This window comes from Streptomyces sp. WM6386, assembly GCF_000972385.1.
Taxonomy (GTDB): Bacteria; Actinomycetota; Actinomycetes; order Streptomycetales; family Streptomycetaceae; genus Streptomyces.
In genome coordinates this window covers 41,013-62,060 of record NZ_JXTE01000034.1, presented here as the reverse complement: position 1 = coordinate 62,060, position 21,048 = coordinate 41,013, and the positions used below count along the sequence as shown (strand labels likewise).

At 70.3% G+C, this 21,048-nt stretch carries 14 protein-coding genes and 1 pseudogene; 10 read left to right on the top strand and 5 right to left on the bottom strand.

The genetic code is table 11. The annotated features are described in order from the left end of the window. Positions 1 to 224: 224 nt before the first annotated feature. The gene (locus TN53_RS21620; protein WP_046260226.1) at positions 225 to 809 is read left to right on the top strand and encodes an NADPH-dependent FMN reductase; all 585 of its coding nucleotides are present in this window, start codon (positions 225 to 227) and stop codon (positions 807 to 809) included. A gap of 106 nt (positions 810 to 915) precedes the next feature. On the opposite strand, the gene TN53_RS21615 is transcribed toward TN53_RS21620, so the two are convergent. Further along, on the bottom strand, positions 916 to 2,577 hold the full coding sequence (locus tag TN53_RS21615; RefSeq protein WP_046260225.1) for a M4 family metallopeptidase: 1,662 nt from the start codon (positions 2,575 to 2,577) through the stop codon (positions 916 to 918). A 149-nt stretch (positions 2,578 to 2,726) separates the two neighbouring features. Between TN53_RS21615 and TN53_RS21610 the strand changes: the two genes are divergently transcribed. Then, positions 2,727 to 3,140, top strand: coding sequence for a gamma-glutamylcyclotransferase family protein (locus TN53_RS21610; RefSeq protein WP_046260224.1), 414 nt, complete (start codon positions 2,727 to 2,729; stop codon positions 3,138 to 3,140). Positions 3,141 to 3,439: 299 nt separating this feature from the next. On the opposite strand, the gene TN53_RS21605 is transcribed toward TN53_RS21610, so the two are convergent. Beyond that, positions 3,440 to 5,524, bottom strand: a complete 2,085-nt coding sequence (locus TN53_RS21605) for a molybdopterin oxidoreductase family protein (protein ID WP_046260223.1) — start codon at positions 5,522 to 5,524, stop codon at positions 3,440 to 3,442. A 314-nt stretch (positions 5,525 to 5,838) separates the two neighbouring features. On the opposite strand from TN53_RS21605, the gene TN53_RS21600 reads away from it, so the two are divergent. From TN53_RS21600 to TN53_RS21590, 3 genes are read left to right on the top strand one after another with little or no spacing between them, the layout of a single operon-like run. Then, a complete protein-coding gene (locus TN53_RS21600; protein ID WP_046260222.1) occupies positions 5,839 to 7,386 on the top strand; it encodes an amino acid adenylation domain-containing protein in 1,548 nt (515 codons plus the stop codon). Then, positions 7,383 to 8,630: a membrane protein gene (locus TN53_RS21595; protein ID WP_046260221.1), complete on the top strand. Its 1,248-nt coding sequence runs from the start codon at positions 7,383 to 7,385 to the stop codon at positions 8,628 to 8,630. The genes TN53_RS21600 and TN53_RS21595 overlap by 4 nt, the downstream gene beginning before the upstream one ends. 15 nt (positions 8,631 to 8,645) lie before the next feature. Next, positions 8,646 to 9,413: an enoyl-CoA hydratase-related protein gene (locus TN53_RS21590; protein ID WP_046260220.1), complete on the top strand. Its 768-nt coding sequence runs from the start codon at positions 8,646 to 8,648 to the stop codon at positions 9,411 to 9,413. Here the strand turns inward: TN53_RS21590 and TN53_RS21585 are convergent. Next, positions 9,400 to 10,080: a SanA/YdcF family protein gene (locus TN53_RS21585; RefSeq protein ID WP_046260255.1), complete on the bottom strand. Its 681-nt coding sequence runs from the start codon at positions 10,078 to 10,080 to the stop codon at positions 9,400 to 9,402. The genes TN53_RS21590 and TN53_RS21585 overlap by 14 nt on opposite strands. 292 nt (positions 10,081 to 10,372) lie before the next feature. Here TN53_RS21585 and TN53_RS21580 point away from each other — a divergent pair, with 292 nt between their 5' ends. The 5 genes and pseudogenes from TN53_RS21580 to TN53_RS21560 all read left to right on the top strand — a co-directional run bounded on the left by TN53_RS21580 (position 10,373) and on the right by TN53_RS21560 (position 17,273). Continuing rightward, complete coding sequence (locus TN53_RS21580; protein WP_046260219.1) at positions 10,373 to 11,185, top strand: sirohydrochlorin chelatase; 813 nt, start codon at positions 10,373 to 10,375, stop codon at positions 11,183 to 11,185. Positions 11,186 to 11,246: 61 nt separating this feature from the next. Then, positions 11,247 to 12,500, top strand: a complete 1,254-nt coding sequence (locus TN53_RS21575; RefSeq protein ID WP_046260218.1) for a deoxyguanosinetriphosphate triphosphohydrolase — start codon at positions 11,247 to 11,249, stop codon at positions 12,498 to 12,500. A 177-nt stretch (positions 12,501 to 12,677) separates the two neighbouring features. Next, positions 12,678 to 13,943: an NAD(P)/FAD-dependent oxidoreductase gene (locus tag TN53_RS21570; protein WP_046260217.1), complete on the top strand. Its 1,266-nt coding sequence runs from the start codon at positions 12,678 to 12,680 to the stop codon at positions 13,941 to 13,943. 29 nt (positions 13,944 to 13,972) lie between these two features. Next, positions 13,973 to 15,874 (top strand): DNA primase, encoded by a 1,902-nt coding sequence (dnaG, locus tag TN53_RS21565; protein ID WP_046260216.1) that lies wholly within the window; start codon positions 13,973 to 13,975, stop codon positions 15,872 to 15,874. A 104-nt stretch (positions 15,875 to 15,978) separates the two neighbouring features. Beyond that, positions 15,979 to 17,273, top strand: a pseudogene (locus TN53_RS21560) (RNA polymerase sigma factor). Between the two features lie 113 nt (positions 17,274 to 17,386). On the opposite strand, the gene TN53_RS21555 reads toward TN53_RS21560, so the two are convergent. Next, the gene (locus tag TN53_RS21555) at positions 17,387 to 19,315 is read right to left on the bottom strand and encodes an ABC transporter ATP-binding protein (RefSeq protein WP_046260215.1); all 1,929 of its coding nucleotides are present in this window, start codon (positions 19,313 to 19,315) and stop codon (positions 17,387 to 17,389) included. Further along, the gene (locus tag TN53_RS21550) at positions 19,315 to 21,048 is read right to left on the bottom strand and encodes an ABC transporter ATP-binding protein (protein WP_046260214.1); all 1,734 of its coding nucleotides are present in this window, start codon (positions 21,046 to 21,048) and stop codon (positions 19,315 to 19,317) included. Before TN53_RS21550 ends, TN53_RS21555 begins: the two co-directional genes overlap by 1 nt.

The following is a 21,048-nucleotide window of genomic DNA, read 5'->3' as shown; positions in this document are numbered from 1 at the left end:
CGGGCCGAGCGCGCTTCCTGAGGGTGCGTCAGAAATGGGGTGAATGGGTGTCAGGTCGGTATGCGGCGGGGCTGCGGTGGCGGTGTTTGGGCAGGTCACCGGCGTAGGGCGGAGGTGTCGCGGAAGAGAACCCGAAGGGCGCAGAGCGAGGGTGCGACCGGGTGACCCGGTATCGGCGGCCGGGGCTTGACCTCAAGCTTTGTTGAGGTATCAGGCTGTCCCTCATGCAGATCACAGACGCCCCTTTGAAGGTCACCCTCGTCGTCGGCAGCAACCGCCACGGCCGCTTCGGCCCCGTCGTCGCGGACTGGCTCCTCGACCTGATGCACGGCCGGGAGGACCTGCTCCCCGAGGTCGTGGACGTCGCGGAGACGGACCTCCCGATGTCCTTCGCCCGCACCCAGGAGGCGACGGCGGCCCTCTCCGGAATCTCCCCGAAACTGGCCACCGCGGACGCCTTCGTCGTCCTCACCCCCGAGTACAACCACTCCTTCCCCGCCGGCCTCAAGAACCTCGTCGACTGGCACTACACCGAGTGGCAGACCAAGCCCGTCGCCCTCGTCTCGTACGGCGGCATGTCGGGCGGCCTTCGAGCGGTGGAACACCTCCGGCAGGTCTTCGCGGAACTGCACGCGGTGACGGTCCGGGACACGGTGTCCTTCCACAACGCGGGGGCGTCCTTCGACGACGAGGGAAGGCTGAAGGACCCAGCGGGACCGCAGGCGGCGGCGAAGGCGATGCTGGACCAGCTGGTGTGGTGGGGGAGGGGCTTGAGAGAGGCGAGGGAGCTGAGGCCGTACGGGGCGTAGCCCCGCCGGTCTGCCTGAGGGATTGGCGGATCTGTTCCGTTTGCCCGGGTGAAAGCGCAGGTCGCCGGAGACCGGCGGGGGACGGATCTGCCAATCCCTCAAGCCCTCAACCCACGTTCACTGCGCTCCATGCCGCGGCCACCGTGTTGTACTCCGTGCTTCCGGAGCCGTACAGGTCCTTTGCCGCGTTCAGCGTCGCCGTGCGCGCACCCGCGTAGTTCGTCGAGGACGTCATGTAGACCGTCAGCGCCCGGTACCAGATCGCACCCACCTTGTCCCGGCCGATGCCCGTCACCGAAGAGCTGTTGCAGGTGGGGGAGTTGTAACTGACGCCGTTCACCGTCCGGGCGCCGCTGCCCTCGGCGAGGAGGAACGCGAAGTGGTTCGCGACGCCGGACGAGTAGTGCACGTCCAGGTCCTTGACCGTCGAACTCCAGCAGTCCGCCGAGTTGCCGTCCTTCGACGGCTTGTCCATGTAGCGCAGCGCGTCCCGGCCGAAGCCGGAGCGGACGATCTTCTCGCCGATCAGGTAGTCCCCGGCGTCCGTGGAGTTGCCCGCGTAGAACTCCACCAGCGTTCCGAAGATGTCCGACGTGGCCTCGTTCAGGCCGCCCGACTCACCCGAGTACGTCAGCGCCGCCGTCTTCGACGTCACACCGTGCGACATCTCGTGGCCCGCCACGTCCAGCGACACGAGCGGGCCGAGCTGTGTCCCGTCACCGTCGCCGTACGTCATGCAGAAGCAACTGTCGTCCCAGAAGGCGTTGTTGTAGTTGTTGCCGTAGTGGACGCGGTTGAACGACCCCTTGCCGTCGCCCGCGATACCGCTCCGCCCGTGGACGTTCTTGTAGTAGTCCCAGGTGACGTCGGTGCCGTACTGGGCGTCCACGGCCGCCGTCGCACGGTCCGAAGTCGCCCCCGTTCCCCAGTGGTTGTCGGCGTCCGTGAAGAGCGTCGCCGGAGCGCGGCTGATGCAGATGCCCAGGATGCAGAGGTCCGTCTTGTTCGCCGCGTCACCCGTGTACGTGTTTCCGCGCGTCGCGTCCTTGAGCTGGTACGTCGATCCCGACAGCGTCGTCTCCAGCGGCACCGTCCCGCCGTACAGCGACTTCCCGTCACCGGACGCCGTCTCGATCGAGTCCCACGCGTCGATCTGCGCACCCGTGCCCGCGTCGGTCAGCACCGTGCGCCCGACCGGGTTGCCGAGCGAGTCCTGTGCGACGACGTTCGTCTGCCAGGCCAGCTTGGGCGCGCCGTGCAGGGCGTCGACGACCAGCTGTGGCTTGGCCGTCAGCTTCTTCAGCGTCTCGCCGAGGTTGGCCGCGCGCAGCGCGTTCGCCGCGAGGTCGGCGGCCTTCGGGGCGGCGAGGCCGGGGGTGACCGAGGACAGTGCGATCGACTGGCGGGTGGCCCTGTCGGTGCTGCGGTACGTTCCGTTCGCGTCCAGGTGGACCACGAAGTCGCCGCCCAGTACCGGGATTCCGCGGTACGTGCGGTCGTAGCGGACGTGCTGCCCGCCGTCCTTGTCGATCACCACGTCCCGGACCTTCGTGTCCTGCGCGGTGGTGAGGCCCAGCTTCGAGGCCTGCGCCACGAGCACGTCCGCCGCGTTGTCGATCGCGGTGGCCCGGGTCGGCCTGTCGGCCGCGCCCGCGGTCGGCGAGAGTGCGGTGGCCAGGAGGGCCGCGGCGGTGGCGGCCATGCCGACCGTGGCGAGACGGGACCCCATGAGGGTGTGGACAGGGCGAACGGGACGTATCCGGCTCATCTGTCTCCTTGAAAAGGCGCCTTGGGGCGCGTGGGGGGAAAGCGAGGAGGCGCGAGTGCTGCCTGAGATTTAAGGGGCCATGACATGTCATGTCCATAGGGCGTCTGTGCATGTCCGGCACCGGTGTGTGTGGAGAGAGAATCGTTTCCGTGAGACTCCCGTTCTTCGTCTACGGCACCCTTCGCCCCGGAGAGGTCAACCACGACCACTTCCTCCGCGGGCGCACAGGCTCCGAGGAACGGGGGCGCCTCGACGGCGTGGTGCTGTACGACGGCCCTGGCTATCCCTACGCCGTCCAGGAGCCCGGGGGCACCGTCCACGGGGAGCTCGTCACCGCCCACCCCGAGGCGTACGACGGCCTCCTGGTCGCCCTGGACCGGCTCGAGGACTACGCCCCCGGCGATCCCCAGAACCTCTACGAGCGGATCGAGTGCGACGTCGTACGGGACACCGACGGCGTGTCCGTGCGGGCGTGGGTGTACGTCGCCGCCCCTGCCGTGGCCGCCGAACTACGTGCTCGCGGCAAGCTGATCGGCAGCGGCGACTGGCTGGTCCGCGGCTGAGGACGTTCGGCGCCCCCGCCAGGAGAACCGGGTTCGTGAGGTTCCGCCACCTCGCCACCCCACCCGCTGACGGCCGGCGTCCTGACCCTCGCCGCCTGAGAACACCGGCGCGGGCAGCGCAGACGGCGGCAGCCCGCCTCCCGGCAACGGCGGCGCCCCTCCCGGGCCAACGGCCCAGCGACTCCTCGGTGCCGATGCCGTCGAGCTCGTGAGCCGCACCGGCGTCATTCCCGGCGCCGAACGCACGGCACCGCCCTTTGCGGGCCCCCGTACCGCCCGGCACGGGTACGGCCCCGTGCCTACGACTTCACCGTCTCCAGCCGCACCGCGCACGCCTTGAACTCCGGCATCCGCGAGGTCGGGTCGAGTGCCGGGTTGGTGAGGGTGTTCGCGCGGCCCTCGCCCGGCCAGTGGAAGGGCATGAAGACGGTGTCGGGACGGATGCCGGTGGTGATGCGGGCCGGTGCCACGGCCCGGCCCCGCCGGGACACGACCGCCACCGGGTCACCCTCGGCCGCGCCCAGCCGGGCCGCGAGCCGCGGGTGCAGCTCCACGAACGGGCCCGGTGCGGCGGCGTTCAGCTCGTCCACGCGCCGGGTCTGGGCGCCGGACTGGTACTGGGCGACGACCCGGCCGGTCGTCAGCAGCACCGGGTACTCCTCGTCCGGCTCCTCGGCGGAGGCCCGGTGCGAGACGGGGACGAAGCGGGCGCGGCCGTCGGGCGTGGCGAAGCGGTCGAGGAAGAGGCGGGGCGTGCCGGGATGTCCCGCTTCCGCATCGGCCGCCGGACACGGCCAGAACACCCCGTTCTCCTCGGCCAGTCGCCGGTAGGTGATTCCCGAGTAGTCCGCGGGCCCGCCAGCGCTCGCCCGGCGCAGCTCCTCGAAGACCTCCTCGGGGTCGGTCGGGAAGCCCTTCTCCACACCGAGCCGGTCGGCGAGCGCGTGCATGACCTCCAGGTCGCTGCGCACCCCCTCGGGCGGGGTGATCGCCTGGCGGCGCAGCAGCACCCGGCCTTCCAGGTTGGTCGTCGTGCCCGTCTCCTCGGCCCATTGCGTGACCGGCAGGACGACGTCGGCGAGCTCCGCAGTCTCCGACAGCACGACGTCACAGACGGCAAGGAAATCAAGGGACTTGATGCGCTCCTCGATGTGCGCGGCACGCGGCGCCGACACCACCGGGTTGGAGCCCATCAGCAGCAGCGACCTGATGTCGACACCCAGGGCGTCCAGCAACTCGTAGGCGCTGCGTCCGGGGCCGGGCAGCGAGTCCGGCTCGACTCCCCACACCTCGGCCACATGCCGCCGCGCCGCCGGGTCGTCCAGCTTGCGGTAGCCGGGCAACTGGTCGGCCTTCTGGCCGTGTTCGCGCCCGCCCTGTCCGTTGCCCTGCCCGGTCAGACAGCCGTACCCGGAGAACGGCTTCCCCGCCCGGCCCGTCGCCAGGCACAGGTTGATCCAGGCGCCCACGGTGTCCGTGCCCTTGGACTGCTGCTCGGGTCCGCGCGCGGTCAGCACCATCGCAGCCTCGGGCTCACAGAACATCCGTACGGTCTCGCGGAGTTGGGGCACGGGAACGCCGGTGATCCGCTCCACGTACTCCGGCCAGTGGGCCATCGCCGCGGCGCGGGCCTCCTCCCAGCCGGCCGTGCGCTCGTCGACGTAGGCCTCGTCGACCTGCCCCTCGGCGACGACCAGGTGCAGCAGGCCCAGCGCCAGCGCGAGGTCGGTGCCCGGGCGGGGCATCAGATGCAGGTCCGCCTGCTCGGCGGTCTTGGTGCGGCGCGGGTCGATGACGATGAGCGTGCCGCCGTTCTCGCGCAGCTCGTTGAAGAAGCGCATCGACGGCGGCATGGTCTCGGCGGGATTGGAGCCGACGAGGATCACACAGCCCGTCTTCGGGATGTCCTCCAGCGGGAACGGCAGCCCCCGGTCCAGGCCGAACGCCTTGATTCCGCCGGCCGCCGCGGAGGACATGCAGAAGCGGCCGTTGTAGTCGATCTGCGAGGTGCCGAGGACGACCCGGGCGAACTTGCCCAGCGTGTACGCCTTCTCGTTCGTCAGGCCGCCCCCGCCGAACACCCCGCACGCGTCCGGACCATGCTCCGTACGCGTACGCCGCAGTTCCCCGGCGATCCGGTCCAGCGCCTCGTCCCAGGTGGCGGGCACCAGCTTGCCCTCGGAGCGCACCAACGGGGAGGTCAGGCGCACCCGGGACGAGAGCACCTGGTGCGCTGTACGGCCCTTGCCGCACAGCGCACCCCGGTTCACCGGAAAGTCCGCGCGCTCGGTGACCTCCACGCCCCCGTCCGGGACGGGCGTGAGATTCATCCCGCACTGCAGGGCGCAGTAGGGGCAGTGGGTGGGCGTCGCGGAGTTCTGCATGCTCCTCAGCGTGCTTCCGCCGTGTTACGTGCGCGACGGCTCCCTGTTACGCGAGCGGGACGGCGACCTCCCCGCCGGACGCCGGGCGCGGTGAGGCTGCCCGGCCGGGCGCACAGGTGCCCACCCCGAGTCGCCGCCGACTGTGGCGAAAGTTGCCTCTGCTGTGAAAGACGTCACATGTGGCTCGTTCCGCCTCGCGGTTGGCCGATGACGCGTCGTTGAGAGTTGAAAAACCGGAGCTACAGTCGAGCGCGGATCCAGCTTGGCGCCAGGCAATCTCTCACGCGAAAAGCCAGCCAGGAGGTTTCCCCAGCATGCCCCTGCGCCATTTAACCCCCCGCGACCAGCACCTCTTCCACCGGTACGGCTTCGGCCCGGCCGTCCCCGTCCCGGATCCGCTGATCCACCACGCCGTCGAGCGACAGGCGGCCGCCGCCCCGCATGCCGTCGCCGCCGAACACCTCGGCGCCCGGATCACCTACGGCGAGCTCGACCGCTGCGCCGACGCCCTCGCCGCCCGTCTGATCCGCCAGGGTGTGCGCCCCGGCGATAACGTCGGTCTCTTCGTCCGCCGCTCCGTGCCGATGCTCGTCGGCCTCCTCGGCATCCTGAAGGCGGGCGCCGCCTACGTCCCCCAGGACGTCGGCCTCGCCCCCGCCTCCCAGCTCGCCCACGTGATCCGCGCCGCCCGCACCCGCGTCGTGCTCACCGTCGCCGAGCACGCCCACCGCGTCCCGCTGCCGCCGGGCCACCATCTGATCGCCCTCGACGAGCCGCTGCCGTACGTCCCGGGCCCCCGCACCGCCGCCCCCGGACCGAGACCGGACGTCCGGGTACACCCCGACGACGGCTGCTACGTGCTGTTCACCTCCGGCACCACCGGCCGCCCCAACGGAGTGAAGGTCACCCACCGCAACGTCGCCAACATCCTCCTCACCGCCTCCGGCGACCTCGGCATCCGCCCCGGCGACCGGGTCGCCCAACTCCTCAACATCGCCTTCGACATGGCCGCCTGGGAGATCCTCGGCTGCCTCGCCCACGGCGCCACCCTCGTCATCCGCGGCAAGGACATCACGGCGGCGGCCCGCGGCGCGGACGTCGTCATCGCCACCCCGACGGTCCTGTCCGGCATCGACCCGGCGAGGTGCCCGCGCGTGCGCACGGTGGCGGTGGCGGGGGAGCCCTGCCCGCGCCCGCTCGCCGATAGCTGGGCCCGCCAGGCGACGTTCTACAACTGCTGCGGTCCGACGGAGACGACCATCGTCAACACGATGCGCCGCCACGAGGTGTCCTCCCAGCTCCTCACCATCGGCCGCCCCACCCCCAACAACACGGTCTACGTCCTCGACGCCGACCTGCGCCCGCTCCCCATCGGTGAGGTCGGCGAGATGTGGGCGGGCGGCGACTGTGTCTCGGTGGGCTACCTGGAGAACGACCGGCTCAACGCGGAGCGCTACGCCCCCGACCCCTTCCTCGGCGCCGGCCACCGCATGTTCCGCACCCGGGACCTCGGCCGCTGGACGCCCGAGGGCGAACTGGAACACCTCGGCCGCACCGACGACCAGGTCAAGGTGCGCGGCTTCCGCGTCGAACTCGACTCCGTCTCCTCGGTGCTGGAGTCGGTCGAGGGCTGCCGGCGTGCGGTGACCCTGAAGCAGGACGCCCGCACCCTGGTCTCCTTCGTCACCCCGGCCGACGTCGACCCCGACACGGCAAGGCGCGCGGTGGCGGACGCGCTGCCGTACTACTGCGTGCCCGAGAGTGTCATGGCCCTGAGGCATCTGCCCGAGACGGACCGCGGCAAGATCGACAAAGCGGCGCTGCTACGGCTGGCCGAGGAGCGCACGGTGGTGTCCCGATGACGACCTCACTCGAGCGCCGGTCGGTGGAACTGCCCCCGCGGACCCCGGCCCCGCGCCGACTGCTGAAGCACCCGCGGCTGATGCACCACAACCGCCTGGCGGCACTGGTACTGACGGCCAACCTGGTCTTCCTGTACGCGAGTTGGACCCCCTCGACCCGCACCATGGGCCACGCGGCCCTCGCGAACCTCGCGCTCGCGATCCTGGTCCGCCAGCAGTACGTCATCAACCTCCTCTTCAAGCTGGCCACCTGGGCGCCGACCAGCTGGCCGCTGAAGGTCCGCTGGACGCTGGGGAAGGTGTACCACTTCGGCGGAGTGCACGTGGGCGGGGCGCTGGCGGGGGCGAGCTGGTTCCTGGCGCTCACGATCAGCACCACCGACGGCCCGCTCATGGCGGTGGGCTGGACCCTGACGGCCCTCCTCGCGCTGATCATCGCCACCGCCCTGCCTCCCTTCCGCTCCCGCCACCACGACCACTTCGAGAAGATCCACCGCTTCGGCGGCTGGACGGCCCTCGCCCTCTTCTGGACGCACACGCTCCTGGCGGCCCCGGGTCCGGTGGAGGTGGCGGTCCTGTCGGTCGTCACCTTCAGCGTCGCCCTGCCGTGGCTGCGCCTGCGCAAGGTCGACGTACGCGTCGAACGCCCCTCCCCGCACGTGGTGCTGGCCCGCTTCGACCACGGCGAGACCCCCTTCGCGGGCTCCTCCACGGCCATCAGCCGCAGCCCGCTGAAGGAATGGCACTCCTTCGCCAACGTCCCGGCCCCCGGCGAGCCCGGCTTCCGGCTGACGATCTCCCGGGCCGGTGACTGGACGGGCGACTTCATCGACGACATGCCGAACCGGATCTGGGTGAAAGGCATCACCACGGCCGGAGTCGCCAACATCGAGACCCTCTTCACGAAGGTGGTCTACGTGGCGACCGGCAGCGGTATCGGCCCCTGCCTCCCGCACCTCCTGGCCGCCGAGGTCCCCTCCCGCCTGGTCTGGGCGACCCGCGACCCGCGCACCACCTACGGCGACGCCCTCGTCGACGAGATCCTCGCCGTCCAGCCCCACGCCCTGATCTGGGACACCTCCCGCGACGGCAAGCCCGACATGGTGCGCCTCGCGTACGCCGCCTACCGCGACTTCGGCGCCGAGGCGGTGATCTGCATCAGCAACAAGAAGCTGACCTGGCAGGTGGTGCACGGCCTGGAACAGCGGGGGATTCCGGCGTACGGCGCGATCTGGGACTCGTGATTCCACGGAGGAGAAATGAACACGCTAAAGATCGAGCGCTACGGCCGTGTCGTGGCCGTACGCCTGCACCGCCCCCACGTCCGCAACGCGCTGAGCGGCGAGCTCCTGACCGAACTCCTTGACGCCCTGCGCCCGTTGGACGCGGACCCCGAGATCGGCTGCTTCGTCGTCACCGGCTCGGAGAAGGTCTTCGCGGCGGGCGCCGACATCAAGGAGATGGCCGCGAGGACGGCCGTGGACATGGCCGCGGAGGACTACTTCCGCGCATGGGAGGAGTTCGCGGACCTGCGCACCCCGAAGATCGCCGCCGTCAACGGCCATGCCCTGGGCGGAGGTTGCGAACTGGCGATGATGTGCGACCTCGTGATCGCGGGGGAGTCGGCGGTGTTCGGCCAGCCCGAGATCAAGCTCGGCGTGATCCCCGGCATCGGCGGCACCCAACGCCTGACCCGTCTCGTCGGCCGGGCCAAGGCCATGGACCTGGTCCTCACCGGCCGCACGATGGACGCGAGGGAGGCGGAGAGCGCCGGCCTGGTCTCCCGGGTCGTCCCCGACGAACGGGTCCTCGCGGAGGCCCTGGAGGCGGCCGAGACGATCGCCTCGTACGGCCGCACGGCGGTCAGGGCCGCCCGCGACTGCGTCGACCGGTCCCTGGAGACGGGCCTGCGCGACGGCATCCGCTACGAACGCCGCGTGTTCCACGCCCTGTTCGCGACCCACGACCAGAAGGAGGGCATGGCCGCCTTCCTGGAGAAACGCGCCCCGCGCTTCACCGGGCGCTAGCGAGCGCCTGTCCGACCCCCGGTTCCTCGGGGCCCAGGAACCGGGGATCCGGCTCGAAGACCGCGTCCAGGGCCGCCTTGCCGGCCGCGATGACCTCCCGCACCCCGCCGTAGTACCAGGTGGCGTCGTGCTTGGCCTCGACCCCGATGCCGTACGACGTCACACCGGCCTGCTGGCACAGCGCGACGGCCCGCCGGATGTGGAAGCCCTGACTGATCAGGACGGCCCGGTCGACGCCGAAGATCTTCTTGGCGCGGACGCAGGAGTCCCAGGTGTCGAACCCGGCGTAGTCGCTGACGATGCGCCGGTCGGGAACGCCGTGCTCGGTCAGATAGGCGCGCATGGCGTCGGGCTCGTCGTAGTCCTCGCGGCTGTTGTCGCCGGTCACGAGGACGACCTCGATCCGGCCCTCGCGGTACAGCTTCGCCGCCGCGTCCAGCCGGTGGGCGAGGTACGGCGACGGCTCGTCGTTCCACAGCCCCGCGCCGAAGACGACGGCGACCTCGGTGTGCGGCACGTCCGCGGTCGTGCGCAGCCGGTCGCCCGTCACGACGTACATCCAGGTCGCCGGCAGCAGCGCCAGTACGCACCCGAGCATCACGGCCTGCACCAGCCGCCGCTGCCCGGTACGGGTGCGGGGGATACGTGGCCTCCGCGGCCTGCGCAGTCTCACGGGCGGTCCCTCCCTGGTCGTCCTTCGACAGTCAGGGACGTGATGTAAGCCTCCGCGGTTCGCCGAAGGGCACGTGACCAGCCTCACCAGCGCCAGCGAAACCGCAGGTCAGGCCGCCTCACAAAGCCCTACCACCCCACCGTGAACCCACGGAAAATCCCCGTTATCTTCGCGCAACGGGGCGGCAACCTCCCGCCGCCACCATCGGTCCATGACGGCGTCGAGTAATTCGGTAGCTCCTCGCGACGAGTCCAAGGCAGTCCACTTCGACAGTACGGCGCACCTCATGAACCGGATCAGCAGCCAGCTCGCCAGCCAGCTCAGCCTCGTGTCGCTCGACGGCAGGCGGCGCCCCGAACCGCCCGCGCTCGTCGTCGTCGCCCACGGCAGCCGCGACCCGCGTGCCCTGAGCACCGTACGCACACTCCTCGACAAGGTCCGTGCCCTGCGCCCCGGTCTGTCCGTCCAGCTCGGCCACATCGAGCTGAACGAGCCCCTGCTGCCCGACACCCTCGCCGCCCTCGGCGACCGCGAGGCCATCCTCGTCCCGCTCCTGCTCAGCCGCGGCTACCACGTCAAGCGCGACATCCCCGAGATGGCCGCCGCGACCCGGGTACGCGCACGCGTGGCCGCCCCGCTGGGCCCGCACCCCCTCCTGGTGGAGACCCTGTACTCCCGCCTGGTCGAGGCCGGCTGGGAGGACACCCCGCGCGCGGGCAGTGCGGTCGTCCTGGCGGCGGCGGGCTCCCGGGACCCGGAGTCGAAGGTCGACACGGCTCGTACCGCCTCTCTGCTGTCGACCCGCCTGGGCGTCCCGGTGGTCCCGGCCTTCGCCACGACGGCGGCGCCCAGAGTCCCGGATGCCATAGCCGCCCTGAAGGCCCGAGGCTTCGACCGCGTAGCGATCGCCTCCTACTTCACAGCCCCCGGCCGCTTCGCGACGGAGTGCGCGCAGGCGGCGCCATGGATCGCATCGGCCCCGCTGGGCACGCATCCCGCGATGGCGCGGTTGCTCTTGCACAGGTACGACCAGATGACCCACGCAAGGGGCGCGGGGAACGGCGCGATCAGCCACGAACTACCCGCGCTCGCGGGATAACAGAGCCCGGCAGACGCGAAGGCGCACTCCGTTTGTCAGTCCCTGCCCGTACTGTCGAGACATGTCGTACGACCTGGAGTCAACCGAACGCTGGGCCCCGGAACCGGACAAACGCCCCGGCCGCACCGCCTTCCAACGCGACCGCGCCCGCATCCTGCACTCATCGGCCCTCCGACGCCTAGCCGGCAAAACCCAGGTCGTCACCCCCGGAACCCGCAGCCAGGCCTGGGACGCCAGTCCTCGCACCCGTCTCACGCACTCCCTGGAATGCGCCCAAGTAGGCCGCGAGCTGGGCGCGGCCCTCGGCTGTGACCCGGACCTGGTGGAAGCCGCCTGCCTCGCCCACGACCTCGGCCACCCCCCCTTCGGTCACAACGGCGAACAGGCACTGAACGAATTCGCCGAGGACTGCGGCGGCTTCGAGGGCAATGCCCAGTCCCTCAGACTCCTCACCCGCATCGAACCCAAACGCTTCACCCCCGAAGGCTCCGTCGGCCTCAACCTCACCCGGGCCGCCCTCGACGCGGCCACCAAGTACCCCTGGCCCAGAGGCGCCCACCCCACGGACCCCAAGAGCCCCAAGTTCGGTGTGTACGACGACGACCGCCCCGTCTTCGACTGGGTCCGCAAAGCCGCCCCCGGCACCCGCACCACCTTCGAGGCCCAGGTCATGGACTGGTCCGACGACGTGGCGTACTCGGTCCACGACGTCGAGGACGGACTGCACGCCGGCCACATCGACCCCAACTACCTGCACGCGGAACCCGAACGCGAGGCGGTCTTCGCGGTGGCCCTCGGCCGGTACGTCCCGCAGGACACCGACCCGGCGGAACTCGCGGCGGCCCTCGACCGGCTCCAGGACCAGCCCTGGTGGCCGCACGGCTACGACGGCTCGGCCGTGGCCCAGGCCCGCCTGAAGGACGCCACCAGCCAGCTCATCGGCCACTTCTGCCTCGCCGCGGAGGCCGCCACACGCGCGCGGTACGGCACCGGGCGCCTGACCCGCTACACCGCCGAACTCGTCGTACCGCACGAGACCCGGCTGGAGTGCGCGGTCCTCAAGGCGGTCGCCGACCGTTACGTCATGCAGCGCGCCGAGCAGGAGCGGCTGCGCGCGGACCAGCGGATCGTGGTCGCCGAACTCGCCGAGGCGCTCACCCGCCGTGCCCCGGACGGCCTGGAGCCGCAGTTCCGCGCGATCTTCGACCAGGCCCCCGACGACCGCGCCCGCAAGCGCGTGATCGTCGACCAGATCGCCTCCCTCACCGACGCCTCGGCCCGCTCGCTGCACGCACGGCTGACGGGCCAGGCATGACAGCGCTGTCGTGTGCGCGTGCTCCTGGCCGGGTACTCGTGCGACATATGTGCCATGGGTGACGCCAAACGCGCCCGATCGTGACCCTCCGTGGCCTGATCGGGCCACTCCCTCTTCCCCCATCACGCTCCGTGCGGGACGCTCCCATGTGGCGGCACCCTTACGAGGAGGCATCAAGTGGTCGACGCGGATCAGACATTCGTCATCGTCGGAGGCGGTCTCGCCGGCGCCAAGGCGGCCGGGACGCTCCGCGCGGAGGGCTTCACGGGCCGCGTGATACTGATCTGCGACGAACGCGATCACCCCTACGAGCGCCCGCCCCTGTCCAAGGGCTATCTGCTCGGCAAGGAGGAGCGCGACAGCGTCTTCGTGCACGAGCCGGCCTGGTACGCGCGCAATGACATCGAGCTGCACCTCGGCCAGACCGTCGACGCGATCGACCGCACGGCGAAGACGGTCCGCTTCGGCGACGACGGCACGCTCGTGCACTACGACAAGCTCCTCATCGCCACCGGTGCCGAGCCCCGCCGCCTCGACATCCCGGGCACGGACCTCGCGGGCGTCCACCATCTGCGCCGCCTCGCCCACGCGGAACGGCTCAAGGGAGTGCTGGCCGCGCTCGGCCGGGACAACGGCCACATCGTGATCGCCGGCGCCGGCTGGATCGGCCTGGAGGTCGCGGCGGCGGCCCGCGAGTACGGCGCCGAGGTCACCGTCGTGGAGCCCGAGCCGACCCCCCTGCACTCCGTGCTGGGCCCCGAGCTCGGCGGGCTCTTCGCCGACCTGCACCGGGAGCGCGGCGTCCGCTTCCACTTCGGCGCGAAACTGACCGAGATCGTCGGCCAGGACGGCATGGTGCTGGCCGCCCGCACCGACGACGGCGAGGAACACCCGGCGCACGACGTCCTCGCCGCGATCGGCGCCGCCCCGCGCATCGCCCTCGCCGAGGCCGCGGGACTGGAGATCGCCGAGCGCGCCGGCGGCGGCGGGATCGCGGTCGACGAGCGGCTGCGCACCTCCGACCCCGACATCTACGCCGCCGGCGACGTGGCCTCCTTCCACCACGCCCTCTTCGACACCCGGCTGCGCGTCGAGCACTGGGCCAACGCCCTCAACGGCGGCCCCTCGGCGGCCCGCGCGATGCTCGGCCGTGACCTCGCCTACGACCGCGTGCCCTATTTCTTCTCCGATCAGTACGACTTGGGGATGGAGTACAGCGGCTGGGCGCCCCCGGGGTCGTACGACGAAGTGGTGATTCGGGGGGACGCAGGAAAGCGTGAGTTCATCGCGTTCTGGGTGAAGGAGCGTCGCGTGCTCGCCGGGATGAACGTGAACGTGTGGGACGTCACAGAGCCCGTCCAACAGCTGATTCGCTCGAAGACACAGGTGGACACCGAGGCACTGGCGGACCCACACGTTCCGCTCGAAAACCTCGTCCCTTAGTTGTCAGTTCTGCCCCGTAGACTCACCTCGTGGCAGGACGGATCAATGACGAGGACGTGAAGGCGGTACGGGACGCGGTCCCGATCGACGCCGTGGTGTCCGAGTACCTCCAGCTGCGGAACGCGGGTGGAGGCAACCTCAAGGGCCTGTGCCCCTTCCATGACGAGAAGTCGCCGTCCTTCCAGGTCAGCCCCAGCAAGGGTCTCTTCCACTGCTTCGGCTGCCAGGAGGGCGGCGACACCATCACGTTCGTGATGAAGGTCGACCACCTCTCCTTCTCGGAGGCGGTCGAGCGCCTCGCGGGGCAGGCCGGCATCACGCTGCGCTACGAGGAGGGCGGCTACAACCCCTCCCACCAGCGCGGTGAACGGATCCGCCTGGTCGAGGCCCACAAGATCGCCGCCGACTGGTACGTGGAACAGCTCGCCACCAGCCCGGAGGCCGACACCGGCCGCAAGTTCCTCGCCGAGCGCGGCTTCGACCAGTCCGCCGCCGAGCACTTCTCCGTCGGCTACAGCCCCCAGGGCTGGGACCACCTCACCCGCTTCCTGCGCGGCAAGGGCTTCACCGACAAGGAGCTCTTCCTCTCCGGCCTCTCCCAGGAAGGCCGCCGCGGCCCCATCGACCGCTTCCGCGGCCGTCTGATGTGGCCCATCCGCGACATCGGCGGCGAGGTCGTCGGCTTCGGCGCCCGCAAGCTGTACGAGGCGGACACCGGCCCCAAGTACCTCAACACGCCCGACACGCCGATCTACAAGAAGTCCCAGGTCCTCTACGGCATCGACCTCGCCAAAAAGGACATCGCCAAGGTGTCCCGCGCGGTCGTCGTCGAGGGCTACACCGACGTCATGGCCTGCCACCTCGCCGGTGTGACCACCGCCATCGCGACCTGCGGCACCGCCTTCGGCGGCGACCACATCAAGATCCTGCGCCGACTGCTGATGGACAACGGCTCGGCCCGCGTGATCTTCACCTTCGACGGCGACGCGGCCGGCCAGAAGGCGGCCCTGCGCGCCTTCGAGGACGATCAGAAGTTCGCCGCCGAGACATACATCGCGATCGCCCCCGACGGCATGGACCCCTGCGAGCTGCGCCTCGCGAAGGGCGACGAGGCGGTGGCCGAACTGGCCGAACCCCGCACCCCGCTCTTCGAGTTCGCGCTGCGCCAGATCGTCGTCCGCTACGACCTGGACACCCCGGCAGGCCGGGCGTCCGCCCTGGACGAGGCCGCCCCGATCGTCGCCCGCATCAAGAACAGCGGCGCCCAGCACGAGGTCGCCGTCCAGCTCGCCGGCATGCTCGGCATCCTCGACACCCAGTTCGTGGTCAAGCGGGTGGCCCAGCTGGCCCGCTGGGCCCGCGACCGCGGCGGCAAGGGCCCGGCGCCGGCCGCCCGCGGCCCGCAGCAGTACGACTCCGCACCCCGGCCCCAGGCCTCAGGACCGGCCCTCAACCTCCGCAACCCCGTCTACGCCACCGAACGCGAGCTCCTCAAACTAGCCCTCCAGCGCCCCGAGTTGGTCTCCCCGGCCTTCGACGCGTACGGCATCGACGAGTTCACCGCCGCGCCCTACGCCGCCGTACGCCAGGCGATCACGGAGGCCGGCGGCGCCGAGTACGGCGTGCAGGACTCCCAGGACTACCTCGTGAGAGTCCGCGAGGCCGCGCCCGACGACACGGTCCGCGCGATGGTCACGGAGCTGGCCGTCGAGGCGATCATGCGCAAGACCGTCGACGAGATCTACGCGGGTGTACAGCTCGTGGCGGTCCGCCGCCGCGCCGTCGAGCGCCGCATCATCGACATCCAGTCCACGCTCACCCGTCTGGGAACCCACGGAGATCCGGCGCAATTGGCCGCGGTCCAGAACGAATTGTGGGTGCTCCAACAGTACGACCAGGCGCTGCGCGGGCACGGAGCCGCAGCTCTCTGAGGGGTTTGCGTCCGACAGGGTAACCACCCGGTCACGGACCGGACTCAAAAAGTCACCGCACGCCCCTCGTGGCGGCGATGTGTCGTACTCCACACTGGGTTCCGGTGCCTGAGTCCTCGGAGCGCGGCCGATCCGTCCCCAGCGGGTCCCACACCCCGCGGTTCCGCTCATCGCGTACGGGACGGACAGCGGCGAGGCCGTCGACTCCGCCCCCGAAACAGCGCTGCCGCTCACTTCTGCAGCGATCATCCTGGAGGTCGCCCCCGTGCAGACCCAGACCCTCAACAAGACCGACGCCAGTACAGACGGCGCGGAGCAGGATACGGAGACCGACGTTCTCACCGCGGTCCCTCCGCAGAGCCGTGTCGTGCACCACCCCGAGGCGGAGCCGGACGAGCCGCCGGCCGACGCCCTGGAGACCGTGGAACCCGCTGAGCCGGTCGAGGCTCCGCAGCCCAAGAGCCGCAGCCGCGTCGCCGACACCAGTGGTCCCTCCTCCGATCTCTTCCGTCAGTACCTCCGCGAGATCGGCCGTATCCCCCTGCTCACGGCAGCCGAGGAGGTCGAGCTGGCCCGCCGCGTCGAGGCCGGCCTGTTCGCCGAGGAAAAACTTCTCAACACCCCTGATCTGCAAAGCCAGTTGGCGATCGACCTGGACCGCCTTGTCGTCATGGGCCGGATGGCCAAACGCCGGCTCATCGAGGCGAATCTGCGGCTCGTGGTGTCGGTGGCCAAGAGGTACGTCGGCCGCGGCCTGACCATGCTCGACCTGGTCCAGGAAGGAAACCTGGGCCTGATCAGGGCCGTCGAGAAGTTCGACTACGCCCGCGGCTACAAGTTCTCGACCTACGCGACCTGGTGGATCCGCCAGGCCATGTCCCGGGCTCTCGCCGACCAGGCCCGCACCATCCGGGTCCCGGTCCACGTCGTGGAGTTGATCAACCGGGTCGTCCGTGTGCAGCGCCGCATGCTGCAGGAACGCGGCTACGAACCGACCCCGGAAGAGGTGGCCGCCCACCTCGACCTCGCCCCGGAACGCGTCAGCGAGGTCCTGCGCCTGGCCCAGGAGCCGGTCTCCCTGCACGCCCCGGTGGGCGAGGAGGACGACGTGGCCCTCGGCGACCTCATCGAGGACGGCGACGCGACGTCGCCGGTCGAGTCGGCGGCGTTCCTGCTGCTCAGGGAGCACCTGGAGGCGGTGCTGTCCACTCTGGGCGAGCGGGAGCGGAAGGTCGTACAGCTTCGTTACGGCCTGGCTGACGGCCGCCCGCGCACGCTGGAGGAGATCGGGCGGATCTTCGGCGTGACGCGGGAGCGGATACGGCAGATCGAGTCCAAGACCCTGAACAAGCTGCGGGACCACGCATTTGCGGATCAGCTACGGGGCTATCTGGACTGACGACCGGTGCGGGCGGTCCGTGGCTGGTCGCGCAGTTCCCCGCGCCCCCGAAGGGGCGCGGGGAACTGCGCGACCAGCCCCCACACACCCGCAGCCGACCGACGACCCGCCCCTCAGTCGACCTCGGCCACCGCCTGCGCGAACTGTGCCTTGTACAGCCGCGCATACGCCCCGTCCGCCGCCAGCAGGTCCCCGTGCGCACCCTGTTCCACGATCGAACCGTTCTCCATCACCAGAATCGTGTCCGCGTCCCGGATCGTCGACAGCCGGTGGGCGATCACGAACGACGTCCGGCCGTGCGCCAGCTTCGCCATCGCCTTCTGGATCAGCACCTCGGTCCGGGTGTCGACGGACGACGTCGCCTCGTCGAGGACCAGGATCACCGGGTCGGACAGGAACGCCCGCGCGATGGTGATGAGCTGCTTCTCACCGGCGCTGACCCCCGAACCCTCGTCGTCGATCACGGTGTCGTACCCCTCGGGCAGCGTCCGGACGAACCGGTCCGCGTGCGCGGCCCGCGCGGCCTCCTCGATCTCGCCCCGGGTGACCTCCCGTGAGGCCCCGTACGCGATGTTCTCCGCGATCGTGCCGCCGAACAGCCAGGTGTCCTGGAGCACCATGCCGATCCCGGCCCGCAGTTCGTCACGGGACATCCGCGCGATGTCGACCCCGTCGAGAGTGATGCGCCCGCCGGAGACGTCGTAGAACCGCATCAGCAGGTTGACCAGCGTGGTCTTGCCCGCGCCCGTCGGACCCACGATCGCGACCGTGTGCCCCGGCTCCACCTTGAGCGACAGATCCTCGATGAGCGGCTTCTCGGGGTCGTACCGGAAGGACACGCCTTCCAGCGCCACCCGCCCCCGCAGCTCGGCCGGCCGCTCGCCCGGCATGGGGTCGGCCTCCTGCTCCTCGGCGTCGAGCAGCTCGAAGATCCGCTCGGCCGAGGCGACCCCGGACTGCACCAGGTTCGCCATCGACGCGACCTGCGTCAGCGGCATCGAGAACTGGCGCGAGTACTGGATGAAGGCCTGCACATCACCGATGGACAGCGTGCCGGAGGCGACCCGCAGGCCACCCACCACCGCGACCAGCACATAGTTCAGGTTCGACACGAACATCATCAGCGGCTGCATGACCCCGCTGTTGAACTGCGCCTTGAACCCGGCCTCGTACAGCGCCTCGTTCTGCTCGGCGAACTGCTGCGCCGACTCCTCCTGGCGCCCGAACACCTTCACCAGCGTGTGCCCGGTGTACATCTCCTCGACGTGCGCGTTGAGCTTGCCGGTCGAGCGCCACTGCTGCACGAAGTGCGGCTGCGACCGCTTGCCGACGCGCGTGGCGATCACGAACGACAGCGGCACGGTGACGAGCGCCACCAGCGCCAGCAGCCACGACACCCAGAACATCATCGCGAGCACCCCGACGATGGTGAGTATCGAGTTGATGAGCTGGCCCATCGACTGGTTGAGGGTCTGCCCGATGTTGTCGATGTCGTTCGTCGCCCGGGACAGCACCTCACCGCGCTGCCTCTTGTCGAAGTACGACAGCGGCAGCCGCGACAGCTTCGTCTGCACGTCCTCCCGCATCCGGAACATGGTCCGGTTGACGACCCGGTTCACCAGCCGCGTCGCCACCAGCATCAGCAGCCCGGCGACGACGAACACGACGAGCGCGATCAGCAGGATGTTGCCGACGGCACCGAAGTCGATGCCCTCGCCCGGGGTGAAGTCGGTGCTGCGGAGCATGTCGGCGACCTGGCCGTCCCCGCGCTCCCGCATCGCCTGAAGCACCTGCTCCTTCGAGGCGCCGGGCTCCATCTGCCGTCCGACGATGCCCGCGAAGACCAGGTCGGTGGCCTCGCCGAGGATCTTCGGCCCGACGACCGACAGACCCACGCTCACGAACACACAGAACACCAGCGCGTAGACCGTGAACCGCTCCGGCCGGAAATGGGCGACGAGCCGCCGCCCCGACACCTTGAAGTCCATCGACCGGTGATCGGGGCCGGTCCCGGCCATCATGCGCCCCATGGGCCCGGCCATCAGGCAGCCTCCGCTTCCGTGAGCTGGGAGAGCACGATCTCCCGGTAGGTCTCGTTGTCCGCCATCAGCTCGTGATGCCGGCCGGTGCCGACGACCCGTCCTTCGTCGAGTACGACGATCCGGTCGGCGTCCCGGATGGTCGCCACCCGCTGGGCGACGATCACGACGGTCGCCTCGGCGGTCTCCCGGGACAGGGCCGCGCGCAGGGCCGCGTCGGTGGCGTAGTCGAGGGCGGAGAAGGAGTCGTCGAAGAGGTAGATCTCCGGGCGCTGCACGAGCGTACGGGCGATGGCGAGCCGCTGCCGCTGACCACCCGAGACATTGGTGCCGCCCTGGGCGATGGGGGAGTCGAGCCCGTTCTCCAGCCCCTCCACGAAGTCCTTGGCCTGCGCCACCTCCAGCGCGTGCCACAGCTCCTCGTCCGTGGCGTCCGGATTGCCGTAGCGCAGATTGCTCGCCACGGTCCCCGCGAAGAGATACGGCCGCTGCGGCACCATTCCGACGGTCCGCGCCAGCAGCTCGGGCTCGATGCCCGCCACGCTCTCCCCGTCGACCAGCACCTCACCGTCGGTGGCGTCGAACAGCCGGGGCACGAGCCCCAGCAGCGTGGACTTGCCGCTGCCGGTCGACCCGATGACGGCGGTCACCTCACCGGGCCGGGCGACGAGATCGACGGCCTTGAGCACCGGCTCCTCGGCACCCGGGTAGCGGAAGCCCGCCCCGCGGATCTCCAGATGGCCATGGCGCCGCAGCTCCAGCACCGGAGCCTTGGGCGGAACCACGCTCGACGAGGTGTCCAGCACCTCCTGGATCCGCTCGGCGCACACCTCCGCGCGCGGCACCATCATGAACATGAAGGTGGCCATCATCACGGACATGACGATCTGCATCAGATAGGCGAGGAACGCCGTCAGATCACCGATCTGCATCTGCCCGCCGTCGATCCGGTGGGCGCCGAACCACACCACCGCGATCGACGACACGTTCACCACCGTCATGACCATCGGGAACATCAGCGCGAGGTACTTACCAGTACCCAGCGACATCTCGGTGAGCTCGGCGTTCGCGTGCCGGAAGCGGTCCTTCTCGTACTCGTCGCGCACGAAGGCGCGGATCACCCGGTTGCCGGTGATCTGCTCGCGCAGCACCTGGTTCACGGTGTCGAGGCGCACCTGCATGGCCCGGAACAGCGGGCGCAGCCGCCGCACGATCAAGGTCACGCAGACACCCAGCACGGGGACGACCGCGACGAGGACCGCGGACAGCGGCACGTCCAGGCCGAGCGCCAGCACGATGCCGCCCACGCACATGATCGGCGCGGACACCATCAGCGTGAACGTCATCAGGGCCAGCATCTGGACCTGCTGCACGTCGTTCGTCGTCCGGGTGATCAGCGAGGGCGCCCCGAAGTGGCCCACCTCGCGGGAGGAGAAGGACTGCACCCGGTCGAACACGGCGGCCCGCACGTCCCGGCCCAGGGCCGCGGCCGTGCGTGCGCCGTAGTACACGGCACCGATGTTGCACACGACCTGGATCAGCGAGATACCGATCATCAGGGCGCCGAAGGACAGGATGTACCCGGTGTCGCCCTTCACGACGCCACTGTCGATGATGTCCGCGTTCAGCGTGGGCAGATAGAGGGTGGCGCAGGTCTGCAGGAACTGCAGCACCACCAGGAGGGCGATGGGTTTCCGGTAGGGCCTGAGATAGGTCCGCAGAAGTCGTATGAGCAC

Bases quoted from the DNA above. Each gene is read 5' to 3' on its own strand.
- TN53_RS21575 (WP_046260218.1), top strand. From the start codon at position 11,247: ATGTCGTACGACCTGGAGTCAACCGAACGCTGGGCCCCGGAACCGGAC.
- TN53_RS21615 (WP_046260225.1), bottom strand. From the start codon at position 2,577: ATGAGCCGGATACGTCCCGTTCGCCCTGTCCACACCCTCATGGGGTCC.
- TN53_RS21590 (WP_046260220.1), top strand. From the start codon at position 8,646: ATGAACACGCTAAAGATCGAGCGCTACGGCCGTGTCGTGGCCGTACGC.
- TN53_RS21600 (WP_046260222.1), top strand. From the start codon at position 5,839: ATGCCCCTGCGCCATTTAACCCCCCGCGACCAGCACCTCTTCCACCGG.
- TN53_RS21580 (WP_046260219.1), top strand. From the start codon at position 10,373: ATGAACCGGATCAGCAGCCAGCTCGCCAGCCAGCTCAGCCTCGTGTCG.
- TN53_RS21605 (WP_046260223.1), bottom strand. From the start codon at position 5,524: ATGCAGAACTCCGCGACGCCCACCCACTGCCCCTACTGCGCCCTGCAG.
- TN53_RS21620 (WP_046260226.1), top strand. From the start codon at position 225: ATGCAGATCACAGACGCCCCTTTGAAGGTCACCCTCGTCGTCGGCAGC.
- TN53_RS21555 (WP_046260215.1), bottom strand. From the start codon at position 19,315: ATGGCCGGGCCCATGGGGCGCATGATGGCCGGGACCGGCCCCGATCAC.
- TN53_RS21595 (WP_046260221.1), top strand. From the start codon at position 7,383: ATGACGACCTCACTCGAGCGCCGGTCGGTGGAACTGCCCCCGCGGACC.